At 73.6% G+C, this 15,327-nt stretch carries 11 protein-coding genes; 2 read left to right on the forward strand and 9 right to left on the reverse strand.

What is annotated here, in order from left to right; genetic code table 11:
• Positions 1-44: 44 nt before the first annotated feature.
• From meaB to KSED_RS10885, 4 genes are all read right to left on the reverse strand, one after another.
• On the reverse strand, positions 45-1,037 hold the full coding sequence (gene meaB, locus KSED_RS10870) for a methylmalonyl Co-A mutase-associated GTPase MeaB (protein WP_015780132.1): 993 nt from the start codon (positions 1,035-1,037) through the stop codon (positions 45-47).
• A 3-nt stretch (positions 1,038-1,040) separates the two neighbouring features.
• Positions 1,041-3,305 carry a methylmalonyl-CoA mutase gene (gene scpA / locus KSED_RS10875; protein ID WP_015780133.1) on the reverse strand — a complete coding sequence of 755 codons (2,265 nt, stop codon included), beginning with the start codon at positions 3,303-3,305 and terminating at the stop codon, positions 1,041-1,043.
• Positions 3,302-5,434, reverse strand: a complete 2,133-nt coding sequence (locus KSED_RS10880; protein WP_015780134.1) for a methylmalonyl-CoA mutase family protein — start codon at positions 5,432-5,434, stop codon at positions 3,302-3,304. Before KSED_RS10880 ends, scpA begins: the two co-directional genes overlap by 4 nt.
• A 106-nt stretch (positions 5,435-5,540) precedes the next feature.
• On the reverse strand, positions 5,541-6,161 hold the full coding sequence (locus tag KSED_RS10885; protein WP_015780135.1) for a hypothetical protein: 621 nt from the start codon (positions 6,159-6,161) through the stop codon (positions 5,541-5,543).
• Positions 6,162-6,697: 536 nt separating this feature from the next.
• Here KSED_RS10885 and KSED_RS15410 point away from each other — a divergent pair.
• Positions 6,698-6,862, forward strand: a complete 165-nt coding sequence (locus tag KSED_RS15410; protein ID WP_015780137.1) for a hypothetical protein — start codon at positions 6,698-6,700, stop codon at positions 6,860-6,862.
• Positions 6,859-8,349, forward strand: a complete 1,491-nt coding sequence (locus KSED_RS10895; RefSeq protein ID WP_015780138.1) for an FAD-binding oxidoreductase — start codon at positions 6,859-6,861, stop codon at positions 8,347-8,349. The genes KSED_RS15410 and KSED_RS10895 overlap by 4 nt, the downstream gene beginning before the upstream one ends.
• A gap of 121 nt (positions 8,350-8,470) precedes the next feature.
• Here KSED_RS10895 and KSED_RS13825 read toward each other — a convergent pair whose 3' ends face one another.
• From KSED_RS13825 to KSED_RS10920, 5 genes are all read right to left on the reverse strand, one after another.
• A complete protein-coding gene (locus KSED_RS13825) occupies positions 8,471-9,097 on the reverse strand; it encodes an SRPBCC family protein (protein ID WP_015780139.1) in 627 nt (208 codons plus the stop codon).
• A 225-nt stretch (positions 9,098-9,322) separates the two neighbouring features.
• Positions 9,323-10,450, reverse strand: coding sequence for a type IV toxin-antitoxin system AbiEi family antitoxin domain-containing protein (locus KSED_RS13830; protein ID WP_015780140.1), 1,128 nt, complete (start codon positions 10,448-10,450; stop codon positions 9,323-9,325).
• Positions 10,451-10,698: 248 nt separating this feature from the next.
• Entirely contained in the window at positions 10,699-12,420 is a 1,722-nt protein-coding gene (locus tag KSED_RS10910; protein WP_015780141.1) for a DEAD/DEAH box helicase, read from the reverse strand.
• Between the two features lie 338 nt (positions 12,421-12,758).
• A complete protein-coding gene (locus KSED_RS10915) occupies positions 12,759-13,826 on the reverse strand; it encodes a hypothetical protein (RefSeq protein ID WP_015780142.1) in 1,068 nt (355 codons plus the stop codon).
• The gene (locus tag KSED_RS10920; protein ID WP_015780143.1) at positions 13,823-15,055 is read right to left on the reverse strand and encodes an MFS transporter; all 1,233 of its coding nucleotides are present in this window, start codon (positions 15,053-15,055) and stop codon (positions 13,823-13,825) included. Before KSED_RS10920 ends, KSED_RS10915 begins: the two co-directional genes overlap by 4 nt.
• Between the last annotated feature and the right edge of the window lie 272 nt (positions 15,056-15,327).

Genomic DNA, 15,327 nt, shown 5'->3' on the forward strand with positions numbered 1-15,327 from the left:
TGGGCCCGGGTGGGGGCAGGCGATGGTTCGCCCACCCGAGGGGCTCAGGCCTGACGGGACCAGTCGCTGCGCAGCGCCGCGAGGATCTCCTCGGCGGCCTCGGTGGCCGGCATGGATCCGTCGGCCACGGCGGCCTCCCACTCCCGGCGCCGCGCCCTGACCGACGGGGTGGTCCGGGCCGCGGCCCGGAGCTCGGCGTCCACGAGCGACCACATCCAGGCCTGCTGCTGCTCGGCCCGTCGGGTCTCGAGGCGGCCGGCGTCCACCAGGGCCTGCCGGTGGTCCAGGACCGCCTGCCAGACCTCGTCGAGCCCCTCCCCGGTCAGCGCGGACGAGGTGAGCACCTGCGGGGTGTCGTCGGGGCGCATGAGGTGCAGCGCCTGGCGCAGGTCGCGCGCCGCCACCCGCGCCTCGGGGGCGTGCTCCCCCTCGGCCTTGTTCACCGTGATCACGTCGGCGATCTCCAGGATGCCGCGCTTGATGCCCTGCAGCTGGTCACCGGAGCGGGCCAGCGCCAGCAGCAGGAAGGTGTCGACCATGCCCGAGACGGCCACCTCGGACTGACCGACGCCCACGGTCTCGACGATGATCACGTCGAAGCCGGCGGCCTCCAGGACGAGCATCGACTCCCGGGTCGCCCGGGCCACGCCCCCCAGGTGGTCCCCGGTGGGGCTGGGGCGCACGAAGGCCTCCGGCCGGCTGGCCAGCTCGCCCATCCGCGTCCGGTCACCGAGGATCGAACCCCCGGTGCGGGCGCTCGACGGGTCCACCGCCACCACGCCCACCCGGTGCCCGGCGTCGATGAGGCGCCGCCCCAGGGCGTCGATGGTGGTCGACTTGCCGGCCCCGGGCACCCCGGAGATGCCCACCCGGACGGCCCCACCGGTGTGCGGCATGAGCTCCTGGAGCATCCGTCGGGCCGCCTCACGACGGTCGGAGCGCATGGACTCCACGAGCGTGATCGCCCGGGAGACGGCCCGGCGGTTGCCCGCCAGGACGCCGCGCGCCAGCACCTCGGGGTCGAGCCCGGCAGCCACCCCTCAGCCCTCGGCGGACCCGGCGTCCGCGGCCCCGGAGCCCAGGCCCACGCGCTCGCGAATGGTCTCCACCAGGTTGAGCGCCGCCGTGGAGATGACCGTGCCGGGCGGGTAGATCGCGTCCGCGCCCGCGTCCCGGAGCTCGTCGAAGTCCTGGGAGGGGATCACGCCGCCGACGACGATCGCGATGTCCTGGCCGTCGAGCGCGTCGAGCTCGGCGCGCAGGGCGGGCACCAGCGTGAGGTGACCAGCCGCGAGCGAGGAGACACCGACCACGTGCACGTCGGCCTCCACGGCCTGCCGTGCCACCTCGCTCGGCGTCTGGAACAGCGGGCCCACGTCCACGTCGAACCCGAGGTCGGCATAGGCCGTGGCGACGACCTTCTGCCCGCGGTCGTGGCCGTCCTGACCCATCTTGGCCACCAGGATGCGGGGGCGGCGGCCCTCGTCCTGGGCGAACTGCTCGACGGCGTCCCGGGCGGCGTCGATGCCCTGGTCCTGCCCAGCCTCCTGGGAGTAGACCCCGCTGATCGTGCGGATCTGCGCGGTGTAGCGGCCGAAAACCTCTTCCATGGCGTCGCTCATCTCCCCCACGGTCGCGTGCGCCCGGGCGGCCTCGATGCTCAGGGCCAGCAGGTTGCCGTCCCCACGGGCGCCCTCGGTCAGCGCGGACAGTGCCTCCCGGCAGGCGTCCTCGTCGCGCTCGGCGCGGAGCGTCTCCAGCTTCGCGAGCTGCTCGGAGCGCACGCGGGCGTTGTCGACCTTGAGGATCTCGATCGGCTCGTCCTCGTCGACCGGGTACTGGTTCACTCCGATGAGCGCCTGTCGCCCGGAGTCCAACCGCGCCTGGGTGCGCGCCGCGGCCTCCTCGATGCGGAGCTTCGGCAGCCCCGCCTCGATCGCCTTGGCCATGCCGCCGGCGGCCTCGACCTCCTGGATGTGCGCCCAGGCCCGCTGCGCGAGGTCGTGGGTCAGCGTCTCGATGTACGCGCTGCCACCCCACGGGTCGACGGTCTGCGTGGTGCCGGACTCCTGCTGCAACAGCAGCTGGGTGTTGCGCGCGATGCGGGCGGAGAAGTCCGTCGGCAGCGCGATCGCCTCGTCCAACGCGTTCGTGTGCAGGCTCTGCGTGTGCCCCTGGGTGGCGGCCATGGCCTCGATGCCGGTGCGCACCACGTTGTTGTAGACGTCCTGCGCGGTGAGCGACCAGCCGGAGGTCTGGCTGTGGGTGCGCAGCGACATCGACTTGGGGTTCCTCGGCTCGAACTGGCGCACGAGGCGGGCCCAGAGCAGGCGCGCGGCGCGGAGCTTGGCCACCTCCATCGAGAAGTTCATGCCGATGGCCCAGAAGAAGCTGAGGCGGGGGGCGAACTTGTCCACGTCCAGCCCGGCCTCGATGCCGGCGCGCAGGTACTCCACGCCGTCGGCCAGGGTGTAGGCGAGCTCAAGGTCCTGCGTGGCCCCGGCCTCCTGGATGTGGTACCCGCTGATGGAGATCGAGTTGAACCGCGGCATGTGCTCACTGGTGTGGGCGAAGATGTCGCTGATGATCCGCATCGACGGCTCGGGCGGGTAGATGTAGGTGTTGCGGACCATGAACTCCTTGAGGATGTCGTTCTGGATGGTCCCCGAGAGCTGGTCCTGGCTCACCCCCTGCTCCTCGGCCGCGACGACGTACAGCGCCAGGATGGGCAGCACCGCGCCGTTCATGGTCATGGAGACGCTCATGCGGTCCAGCGGGATGCCGTCGAAGAGCTGGCGCATGTCCAGGATCGAGTCGATCGCCACCCCGGCCATGCCGACGTCACCGGACACCCGGGGGTGGTCGGAGTCGTAGCCGCGGTGGGTGGCGAGGTCGAAGGCCACCGAGAGGCCCTTCTGCCCGGCCGCGAGGTTGCGTCGGTAGAAGGCGTTGGACTCCTGCGCGGTGGAGAAGCCCGCGTACTGGCGGATCGTCCACGGCTGGTTGACGTACATGGTCGGGTAGGGCCCGCGCAGGTACGGCGGGGCGCCGGGCACGGTGTCCAGGAAGTCGAGCTGCTCCAGGTCCTGCTCGGTGTAGAGCGGCGGGACGTCGATGCCCTCGGGCGTGGTCCACGGCTCGCGCTCGGCGGTGGTGCCGGTGGTGGTACCGCCAGCTCCGGACCGGTGCGGAGCTGGACCGTCGAGATCACCACCGGTGCGGAGCCCACCCTCCGGGCCGGCCAGGTCGTGGGAGGTGGGAACCTCCGGGGCGGGCAGGTCGTGGAAGGTGGGGAAGGTGCTCATCGGGAGACTCCCATCGCGTCGAGCAGGTCGGTCAGGAAGGCCATGACGTCGTCACCGGTGGCGATGGCGGAGTCCGCCGACACGAGTTCCGCGGCCTTGCCGGCCACCACCACGTGGCCGACCCCGGCCTCGCGCAGGGCGGCCGCCACGGGCTCGCCCTGGTCGGCGTTCGTCGCCGGGGCGGCGGCCACCACGGCCACCGTCGGCGCTGCGGCTGCATCGTCCCGGCCCGACGAGTCCCCGTGGTCCGGCGAGCCCGCGGGGCCGGCCGGGTCCGCGAACGCCTCGCGCAGCGCGTCGCCGACCTCCTCTGCCGAGGCCACCTCGACGGTCACCGGCTCGATGCCGGCCACCAGCAGCACGTTGGCCGCGAAGGTCTCCCGCGGGCCGAAGTCCTTGCGCGCCCCGACGCACACCAGGGCCACCCGGGGGCGCGTCCCCTCCATCGCGGCCGATGCGGTGCGGTCGCGCAGCATCTCGAAGGGCAGCGAGTCCCAGCTGCGGGGCAGCGCGAGCTCGGCGTCCACCTGCTCGGAGGTCACCGCATCGGTCCCGGTGGGCACCGCACGGTCCGCCCGCGGACGGCGCTCGAGCGCCACCTCGTCGGCCAGCGGGAACATCGAGACGCCGGTGATCCCCTGCTCGCGCGAGGCCAGCCGGTCCAGGCGCATCTGGTCCACGGCCACCACGTTCTTGCGCAGCAGCGCCCGCATCTCGGCCGTGGCCATGCCCCCGCCGGACTCCAGGCCCTGCACGTACTTCCACGCCAAGTCCACGTAGTGGGCGGTGAGCGACTCCACGAACCAGGCCCCACCGGCCGGGTCGGTCACCGCGCCCACGTGGGACTCGGCAGCCAGCAGCGTCTGGGTGTTGCGCGCCACGCGCCGGCTGTGCCCGTCCGGCAGGCCCGCCGCAGTGTCGTAGGGCAACACGGTGATCGCCTCGGCACCTCCGGCGGCGGCCGCGAAGCACGCGATGGTGCCGCGCAGGATGTTCACGCTCGGGTCGTCGCGGGTGATGATGCGGCGCCCCATCACCGCGTGCTGCCGGGCGGCGGCGATGGTCGGGTCGGTGTGCCAGTCGGCCCCCTCGGAGCGCGCAACGTGATCGGCCACGTGGGCCCACAGCGTGCGCAGGGCGCGCAGCCGGGCGATGGTCTGGAACTGCTGCTGGGTGGCCGAGACGCGGAACTCCACCAGCCGGAAGGCGTCCCGGGCGGCGATGCCGGCCTCCACCAGCAGGCGCACGGTCGCGATGCCGGTCGCGACCGCCGCTGCGAGCTCCTGCACGTTGGAGGCGCCGGCCTCGTGCCAGGCGAGGGTGTCGATGGTGATCGCCCGCATCGGCGCGAGCTCCCGGCCCTCGGCGAGGTCCAGGGCGGTGCGCACCACGGCGAGTGTCCCCTCGTCGAGGGTCACCGGCCCCTCGTGGCCCTCGATGGCGGCGTGCCCCACCGGGTCGAGGCCGAAGGACCCCTGCTGCGCAGCCGCGGGCGCCTGCGTGAGCACCGGCTGGTCCGCCAGGAGGTCCGCCAGGGCGCGGGCGCCGGCGATGGACTCCACCCGGCTCGTCGGGCAGCTCAGCGAGATGGGCGCGAGGTCGGTGAGCACCGGCTCCAGCGCGGTGGCGAGGTCGCCCGCATCGAGGCCGGCGGAGCCGACGACCACGTGGACCGAGCTCACCCCGTGTTCGAGGTCCGCGGCCACCTGCTCTGCAGTGCGGGCGGCGTCGGGGTCGTCGAAGGCCTGGCGCACGTCCCACGGCAGGTCCGCCGGGCGCAGCGCACCGCCGCGGGTGAAGGGGAACTCCCCGGGCGCCGCGGCGGGCAGGCCGGGCGCGGTGGCCGCGGTGTACAACGGCTCGACGGCGTAGTCGTCCAGGGTGCGGGTGCGCAACGAGGCCACGGCCTCCTCGGCCCCGAGCTGCTTGCCCTCGGGGCGCGGCTTGTTCACCACGGCCGCGGCACTGGCCTCCCAGGACTCGACCGACACGGGGTCGAAGCCCTCCATCAGGTCGATGTGGGCCTCTCCCACGTCCGCCGGGGGCGCCTGCTCGGCGCTGCTCGGCTCGGCGGCGTCACCGGAGGTCTGCGAGGCCTCGGTGGGGTCGTGGTCGGTCGACGCGGTCATGCAACCTCGCTTCGGTGGGGGCTCAGGGCCAAGGATAGTGACCCACGCCACGCGGCCGGCAGACAGTGGTGTGGGTCGGGGGCGCGGCGCGGGGCCGGTGCGGGGCTCAGGCGGTCCGCAGCTGCTCGGCCACGCGGTCGACCGCCGTTGCCCAGTCGTCCCCGGTGACGTGGCTGACCTGGCGCACCATCATCGCGAAGTAGGCGTGCAAGCGGCTGAACGCGACCTCGAAGCCCATCTCGTGGCTGAGCTCGGCCATCCGCGCCTGCCCCTCCTTGCCGCCCAGGGCCGCCCCCAGAAGGGCGAGGGACTCCGCCTGGTGGGCGGCCTCGTGGCGCTCCTCGGCGTCGCCCTGCTCGAGCAGCTTGCCGGTGATGGTGCCGAAGCTGTCGTGCACGGCCCCGGCCATGGTGAACGCGTCGGGCTGCGTGCCCAGCGCCTTCTCGATCTCGCGGGGGTCCGGCAGCCAGCCCCGCTGCTCGGCGGTGAGGCTGTCGGCGTGGTCCAGCAGGTCCTGCCCCACCCGGATCTGCGCGGCGTGGGCGGCCATGGCCGTCAGGAAGAGCACCGCGTTGCGGCCGAGCGACTCGCTCAGGGCCATCACCTGCTGGTGGGTGACCTGCGGGTCACCGATCACCCGGATGACGGTCTCCATGAGCTCGGCGGTCTGCTGGCGGTCGGCCGTCTCGTCGGCGCCGGGGGACGGGTTCTGCGAGGGGGAGGTCATGGCCGCAGCGTAGACGTGCCGCGACCGGACCGCGGGGCGGGACCGTCGTGCAGCCCTGCGGCCGCCGCCCGCAGCCGCAGCAGCACGTGGAACTCCAGCGCCCGCCCCGGCTCGCGCCACCATCATCGCCGGGTTCAAGGAGACCTTCGGCACCACCTACACGGTCATGGAGGTCGGCCTGATCACCGCCATCCCGTTCGCCTTCGGCGCCGTGGCGATGGTGCTCTGGGCCCGCCACGCCGACCGCACCGGCGAGCGCGTGTGGCACGTGACCCTGCCGCTGTTCCTGGGTGGTGTGGTGATCCCCGCCGCGCTGTACCTGGACTCGCCGTTCGCCGCGATGGCGGCCGTGACCGTGGTGTGCATGTGCATCTGCGGCGCTGCCGAACTTCTGGCCGCTGCCCACCCGGTTCCTCTCCGGCGCCGCCGCGGCCGGCGGCATCGCCCTCATCAACTCCGTCGGCAACGCCTCGGGCTTCTTCGCCCCGTACATCACCGGGTGGCTCGCGGACCTGACGGGCACCCAGAATGCAGGGATGTGGGTGATCGGTGGTGTGATGGTCGCCGCGGGCCTGACGGTCGTCGCCCTGCGCGCGGCCCCGGCCCCTGACGACGTGACGGCCGTCGACACCGACGCCACGACCGGCGGCACCGCACCAGCCGCCCACTCCGACTCCGCCACCACCGAGGGAGCACGATGACCGAGCAGACCCCCCACAGCGCGACCGCCGCGATGACCGCCGCCCCCGGCGGCCGCGACCCGCAGGAGACCCGGGCCCTGGTGGACGCCGAGCTCGCCCCCGAGCTCACCGCCGGCGCCCTCGTGACCGATGCGGACGTCATCGGCTCGTACTCGCAGGATGAGGCGATCTTCTGCCCCGGTGAGGGGGCGGTCGCCCTGGTGCGCGCCACCACCATCGAGGACGTGCAGACGACGATGCGGTTCGCGTCCCGCCACGGCGTGCCGGTGGTCCCCCAGGGGGCGCGCACCGGCATCAGCGGCGGGGCGAACGCGGTGCCCGGCTGCCTGCTGCTGAGCGTGGAGAAGATGGCCGAGGTGCTCGAGGTGAACACCGCCGAGCGGACCGTGACGGTGCAGCCCGGCATCATCAACCAGCACCTGAAGGACCACCTGAAGCCCTACGGCCTGTCCTACCCGCCGGACCCGGGCTCGGTGGGGATCAGCAGCATCGGCGGCAACGTGGCCACCAACGCCGGCGGCCTGTGCTGCGTGAAGTACGGCGTGACCAAGGACTACGTGCGCCAGCTGAAGGTCGTGCTGGCCGACGGGTCGCTGGCGACCCTGGGCCCACGGACCGCCAAGGGTGTGGCCGGGCTCGACCTGCGCGGGCTGTTCATCGGCTCCGAGGGAACGCTCGGCGTGGTGGTCGAGGTGACCCTGCGCCTGGTGCCGCAGCTGGCCGACCCGCTGACCGCCGCGGCGACCTTCCCGGACGAGGCCGCCGCCGCATCGGTGGTGGCGGAGTTCATGGCCAGCGGCGCGCAGCCCTCCATGTTGGAGATGCTCGACGGAGCGACGCTGGTGATGCTGAACGACTACGGCGACTTCGGGCTGGATGCCGATGCGGGCGCGATGCTGCTGGTGCAGTCCGACGGCTCCGGCGACGCCGCGACGGCGCAGCGCGAGGTGGCGGCGTTCAGCGACATCGCCGAGGCCGGTGGCGCGCTGGACGTGGCGGCCAGTGACGACGCCGCCGACAGCGAGGCCCTCGTCGCGACGCGGCGGTTGGCGCACCAGGCCTACGAGAAGTACGCCAACGAGCACGGTGGCGGGCAGCTGATGGACGACGTGTGCCTGCCGCGGGCGCAGATGGCGGCGTTCTTCGACCGGCTGGCGACGCTCCGGGCCGAGACCGGCGTGGTGGTGGCCGTGGTGGCGCACGCCGGCGACGGCAACCTGCACCCGGCGGTGTTCTTCGACGTGGCAGACGACGACCAGGCCAGCCGTGCGCACGCGGTGTTCGACGACCTGATGCAGTTGGGACTGGACCTCGGCGGCACCATTACCGGCGAGCACGGCGTGGGGTACCTCAAGCGGCAGTGGTTGGCGCGGGAGCTGGACCCGGTGACGCAGCAGATGCACTGGGCCGTGAAGAACGCCCTGGACCCGCAGGGGATCCTCAACCCCGGCAAGATGTTCGCCGAGCTGCAGGCCGCGGGCGGCTGAGGACCGGCGCGGACGCGGCTGCGGCTGCGGCCCGACGCGGGTGCGGGGGGTGCGGCGGGTGCGGCGCTCCGGCGGGCACCTGACACAGCAAAGCGGCACCTGACATACCGAACACGGTGTGTCAGGTGCCGCTTTGCTGTGTCAGCTCACGGCTGAGCCGGTCGAGGGTGGTGCCCCACCCGTCGCGGCAGGCCTGGCAGAGCACCTGCCCGGCGAGCTCGTCGGGTGCGGCGGCGGGCAGTTCCAGCCGGAGCGTCAACCGGGTGTTCCCGTCCTCGGCGGCCAGGTCGACGGTCACCAGCGGCCCGCGGTCGTCGGTCCGCACACGCCCGGCGCCGTCGACCCCCATCGGCTCCCTGTCGTCGGTCGCCGAATGCCCGGCGTCCTCGGCCCCCATCGGCTCCCCGTCGTCGGTCGCCGAATGCCCGTCATCAGGGGCGTCGGGGGCGATCGGCGGCCAGCCGTTCGGAACTCCCCACGAGAACGCGACCCGGGCACCCGGCACCAGTTCGCGGTAGACGCCACCGGTCCAGTACTCGGTGTCGCCGTCCTGCACCATGAGCAGCCGGAAGACACCGCCCACCCGGGCGTCCACCCAGAGCGATTCAAACTCCCGCGCAGAGGATCCCGCGAGGAACCACGTGAGCTGGTCAGCCTTGGTCCAGGCGCGGTACACCCGCTCCGGAGGGCCTGGGAGGTGGCGGGTGATCGACCAGCTGCGGCCGGCCGACGTGGAGGGCGTGGTCATGGGACGACCCTTCGAGGGGAGGCACTGACGGCCTCGTGAGCTTCCAGAGTAGGGCCGCCAGCCGGTGGACCGCTGCGCCGGCAGGGCGATCCAGCGGCAGAGCAGTCCGCCGGGCAGAACGGCGCGCCGACAGACACCTGACACAGCAAAGCGGCACCTGACATACCGAACACGGTGTGTCAGGTGCCGCTTTGCTGTGTCAGGTCCGGTGACGACCGGTGACCCTCAGGCCACACGATGGCGACGGACTCGCTCCCGGGCGTGCTCCACCATCGCGCGCACGGTCTCCGGTTGGCGCAGGTGCGCCCACAGCAGGTGCACCGGCTCGTACCCGCAACGCTGCATCGCCTGGTCGCGCGCCTTGTCCCTCGCGACGGTGTGGCCGTACTGGGTGTACTTGCCCGTCCCGTCGAACTCCACCGCCACGGGTTCGTCCTCGAGAGCGAAGTCGACCCGCCCCGCCAGGCGACCCGCGGAATCGCGGACCTCCACCTGGCTGCGGACCCGGTACCCGAGGTTCATCAGCAACCAGCGCGTCCGGCTCTCCCCCGGCGACTCGCAGCGCGGGTCGGCGAGCAGGCGCACCTGCCGGAAGCGCGCGTGCCCCGGGTGATTCAGGAGTGCGCGGTTGAGCGTGGCCAGCTCGTCGAGGTACACGGTCCCCGGCGGGCGGGGTGCCCCGTACTCGGGCACGTGCTCGACGGTGCGGTGCAGGGCTGCATCGAGGGTGACCAGACCGGCCTCCACCCCGTGCAGGGCAGCCACCCCGAAGACCGCTTCCGCCGCGGCCACCACCGTGCACCCGGCGATGCTCTGGGTGGGCAGCACCGACTCCCCCCGGTGGATCGTCGCCGAGGCGTTCTTCCGGGTTCGGGTGTCCTTGCGGGGGCGGGGGTCCCTCCGCTGCGGCGCCGCTGATGACGATGGCGCCGACGCAGACGCTGCCGCCGACCCCGGTGGTGCCGGGTCCGCTGCTCGTGGCGGTGGAGGTGCCGACGCCGACGATGGCGCCGACGGCGGCGGACCCCCTGTCGCGATGCCCCGCACGGTGTCGGGGACCGTGAGCAACGGCAGCCCGTGGAGGAGCGCTGCGGAGTCGTGACTGAGGGCGAACCCCTGGGGCCAGGTCCGGGAGATGGCGGTGGCGGTCAGCACGTGCGCCTGCTCCGGGGAGGCCCCGCGCAGGGCCGCGCCGTCCACGTACGCCCCGCGGCCCACGCGGCACAGGGCGCCTGCCGCCACCCACCGCTCGAGCTCCCGACGCCCCACCCCGGCTGTCTGGAGGTCGGCGCTGGTGAGCGTGGCGCGGTGGACGGCGGCGAGGGCAGCGAGGTCCGCGGGCAGCGAGCTCATGGGCACAGGGTGCACTCCCGCGGGTCGGTGGCACCGGGCGTCCTCCACAGGCTGCACCCGTCACACTGGACTCGATGAGGTGACACAGCAAAGCGGCACCTGACACACCGTGTTCGGTATGTCAGGTGCCGCTTTGCTGTGTCAGGTCCGCTGGTGGACCGGGCCGGCCACGAACTGGCCGAGTCAGCCCGAGTCTGGCCGTACTGACCGGTCAGTTACGCCTGTCCTGCGCCGGGCCGGGCCGCAGGTCAGCCGCGCGCGCGACGGGCCCGCGGCGCACGGCCACCGGAACCGCCAGCAGCGCGGGCGGGACGGGACCCGCCCTCGCCACGAGCCGGGCGGCCGGAACCGCCCTCAGGGCGCGAACGCTCGGGGCGACGGCCGGAACCGCCCTCACCGCGCGCCGGACGAGCCGACGCCTCACCACGGTTGCGCGGGGGACGGCCGGCGCCACGCTCACCACGCGGCGCGTCGCCGCTGCGACCAGCGGAGCCACCGCGCGGCGACGACTCCGAGGTGAAGCGCACGGGACCGCCGTCGCCACCGCGGCCGGAACCGCCGGTGGAGGCCCCGCGACCACCAGAACGGCCACCCGAGCCGCCCGCAGCACCGCGGCCACCCGAGCCACCGGCACCACGGCCACCGCGGCCGGAACCGCCCGAGCCACCCCGGCCACCGGAACGGCCAGCTCCACGCACGCCGCCCGAGCCACCCCGGCCACCGGAACGGCCGCCGCGCCCGCCGCCGGAACCACCCTGCTGGGGCGGCGCGGTCGCCACGGCGAGCTCGTCGGACTCGCGGAAGACCCGCTCCCCCGGGGCAACCTCCTGCAGCACCGCGGCGCCCACCACGGCCTTGGCCTCGGTGACCGGACGGATCTTGGCCGCCCGCATCAGCGTCTTCACCTCACCGCGCTGCTCGGGCATCGCGATGGTGACCACGGTCCCCTCGGCGCCGGCGCGGGCGGTACGGCCCGAGCGGTGCAGGTACGCCTTGTGCTCGGCGGGCGGGTCGGCGTGCACCACCAGGGCGATGTCGTCCACGTGGATGCCACGGGCCGCGATGTCGGTCGCCACCAGCGTCTGGGCGGTGCCCTCGGAGAAGGCCGCCAGGTTCCGCTGGCGCGCGTTCTGCGAGAGGTTGCCGTGCAGGTCCACGCTCGGCACGCCGTTCGCGGTCAGCTGCTTGGCCAGCTTCTTCGCCCCGTACTTGGTGCGGGTGAACACCACGGTCCGGCCGGGGGCCGCCGCGAGGTCACGCAGCACCGAAAGCTTGGAGTCCTTGTCCACCTCGAGCACGTGGTGGGTCATGGTGGCCACCGGCGACTGCGCGGAGTCGGCCTCGTGGGTGACCGGGTTGTTCAGGAACCGGTCCACGATCACCTTGATCCCCCCATCGAGGGTGGCGCTGAAGAGCAGCTTCTGCCCGTCGCGGGGCGTCGCGCTCAGCAGGCGCTTCACGCCCGGCAGGAAGCCGAGGTCGGCCATGTGGTCGGCCTCGTCGAGGATGACGATCTGCGCGTCGCGCAGGTCGCAGTGTCCCTGGCCGATGAGGTCCTCCAACCGGCCGGGGCACGCGAGCACGATGTCCACGCCCTTGCGCAGCGCGTTCACCTGCGGGTTCTGGCCGACGCCACCGAAGATCGTGGTGGTCGACAGCCCCTCGGCGGCGGCCAGCGGCGCGATGGCGCGCTCGATCTGCAGCACGAGCTCGCGGGTCGGCGCCAGGATCAGCGAGCGGGGACGGCCCGATGCGGGGCGGCGGCGGTCAGCGGCCAGGCGGGCCACCAGGGGCACGCCGAAGGCCAGGGTCTTGCCCGATCCGGTGCGGCCGCGGCCGAGCACGTCGCGGCCGGCCAGGGAGTCCGGCAGGGTCGCGGTCTGGATGGGGGTGGGGGTGGTGATTCCCGAACGCTCCAGCACGGAGGTCAGGGAGGTGGGCACGCCGAGGTCGGCAAAGTTCTGGGGCACGAAGGCACATCAATTCTGCTGGAGGTACGCACGTCCAAGGGGACAGGCGGCGTCTCGCGCGGCACGCGGCTACCGGTGGGCGGGGAATCCCTCACGCAGTGGTAGCGACGCGGCAACTCACGTCGCCCGCTCAGGGGCTGGACGGCATCGCCGAAGGGCCCGCGGCAAGACGGGGCGGGCCAGATGTCCTCCACCCTACGCGATCGATGGGGTGAGCCTCACCACGGGGGCGTCGCGGCCCGGCTGAACGGCGTCATCCACGGCCGGGCGGGCCGCGTCATCCCAGGTCCGGGTGGGCCTCGCCCCCGGGGTCCACGCCCGGGGGGAGGCCCACTGCATCAGGGACGCACGCCCTCGCCGCACCGGACGGTCGGGACCAGGCCGGACGAGGAGTCCTGGGCGACCTCCTGGCCGTTGGCCTCCAGCCGGCAGGACACCTCGAACTGCTCCGAGGCAGCCTTGCCCACGACGTACAGGCTGACGTACCCGCCCTCCGCGGGCACGGTGCCCTCCTGCCGCCACTGGCCGTCGAAGGACTCGGTGCGGGAGAAGCCGTCGGGCAGGGCCCACGTGACCTCCGCCGGCCCGGTGCTCTGAACCTCCAGGACGACGGGGATCTCGCCGGCCACCGGGTCGGTGGGGCTGGGCGGCGGCGGGTCGCTCGGGCCGACGGGCGACTGCCCGGTGCCCGGAGTGCCCTCCCCCGGCGGGATGGGGGTGGGCGTCTCCTCGGGCGTGGTCTCCTCCGGGGTGGTCTCCTCCGGCGACTCCTCCGGGTCGGTCTCGGACTCCTCGCTCCCGATGAAGGGCAGGTCGATGCCGGGCAGCGACCCCGAACCGCGCAGCAGCGTGAACCCGAGCGCCCCCATCAGGAGGAGTGCGATGAGGACGGTGCCCCCGACCACCAGCAGTGCGGTGCGGGAGTGCCCCGACCCCGCCTCGGGCGTCCCGGTCACGGGGTACGGGTCCACGTCGGACTCATTCCAGAGCCCGCCGCCAGACCCACCCCAGCCCTCGCCCGAGGGCTCACCCCACGCCTGACCCGTGTTCCCGGGGCCCTCAGGGCCACCCGCCCCGCCCTGGCCAGCGGCTGCGGCAGCCGTCGCCCCGGCGGCCTCCCCGGCACCCGCCGCAGGCTCCCCCGCCCACTCGGGCCGCGGAGGCACCGCGCCCGCGCCGTCACCTGCACCCGCCGTCGGGTCCGGCTGCTGCGGGGCACCGCGCCAGGGCTCGTGGGCGAAGGTGTCCTCCTGCGCCTCCTCGGCGAAGAGGCCCTGCGGAGCCGTGTCCTGCGCGCCGGGATCCTGCCCCGGCGTGTCGGCGCTCGACTCGGGAGGCGTGTCATCGCGGCCGTGCTCGTCAGGTCCGCCCTGGCCGCCCCACTGCTCCTCGTCGCGCCCGCTCATGAGCGCAGACTAGCGCCGGGCAAGGAGATCACGGCCCATACCCCCGCCACGGCGGTCAGACCGACCACTCCCAGCACCACCCCCGGCCACCCCGTCGCCGTCCACGCGAACCCGCCGAGGTACCCGAACAGGCTCGACCCGGCGTAGTACCAGAAGGTGTACAGGCTGGTGGCCTGCGACCGCCCGTGCTCCGGCAGCGCCCCCGCCCACCCAGAGGCCACACCGTGCACCCCAAAGAAGCCCGCGGTCAGCACCACCAGTCCCACCACCACCAGGACGAGCGAGGGGTGCAGGGTCACCAGGGCGCCAGCCCCCATCACACCCACCGAGACGAGCAGCACACCGCGCCGCCCGCGCCGCGTCGCCAGCCCCCCGGCGATGCGGGAGGCCGCCGTCCCCGCCAGGTAGGCCAGGAAGACCAGGCTCGCCACACCGACGGGCAGGGAGTACGGGGGCAGCTCCAGCCGGAAGGTGAGGTAGTTGTACACGGCGACGAAGGCCCCCATCAGCAGGAAGGCCTGCATGAAGGTGGCGACGAGTGCCGGGTTCCGGTGGTGGTCCACCACCGTGCGGGCGATGGTCCACACCGACGGCTGGCGGGGGCGGAAGCCGCGGGCCGGTGGGGTGAGGACGAAGAACGCGATGGTGCACGCTGCCGCCATCAGCGCGACGCAGAAGGTGCCGGTGCGCCAGCCGGCGAGGTCGGCCACGGGCGCGGCCACCACCCGCCCGGCCAGGCCCCCGATGCTGGTGCCCGCGATGTACGTGCCAGCCGCCACAGCCGCGACCGATGCGGAGACCTCCTCGGTCAGGTAGGTCACCGCCAGCGCGGCCACGCCACCGAGGGCCGCTCCTTCGAGCACCCGCAGCACCAGCATCACCTCGAACCAGGGGCACCAGGGCACCACCAGCCCCAGCGTGGTCGCGGCGACCAGGGCGATGCGCATGGAGACCACGCGTCCCACCCGGTCGGCCACCCAGGACCACGGCAGCACCGAGAGCGCTAGGCCGGTGGTGGCCGCGGAGATGGTCAGGCTGGCCTGGGAGGCGGTGACCCCGACGTCGACCGCGAGCAGCGGGAGCACCCCCTGCGGTGAGTAGAGCTGCGCGAAGGCGGCCAACCCGGCGCAGAGCAGCGCTAGGTGGATGCGCCGGTAGGCCGGCGTCCCGGACAGGTGCCCCTCCCACGCAGCAGGGTGGCGGTTGGCGGGGCGGTGGTCGACGGGCACGGCGACGAGCCTAGGCCGGTCGGTGCGCGGACCGGGACAATGGCCCGGAAAAGGCACCGCCTGAACCATGCGAGGAAATGCCCTCCCGAACCTGCAGGAATCACCTCCTCGAGGGCGTGGGGCCGTCGCTGGTGCCGATGGGGTGTGCACGGGTGCCGTGGGTCCTGCACCCCGGGTGCCACGGGGAGAACCACCCTCGAGCGGGCACGACAGAGGGAGACAAGTCACCCAACGGGCGGATCCGCAGCGATCCTGTTGTTCCACTGTCGTCG

The sequence above is a fragment of the Kytococcus sedentarius DSM 20547 genome, assembly GCF_000023925.1.
Classification (GTDB): Bacteria; Actinomycetota; Actinomycetes; order Actinomycetales; family Dermatophilaceae; genus Kytococcus; species Kytococcus sedentarius.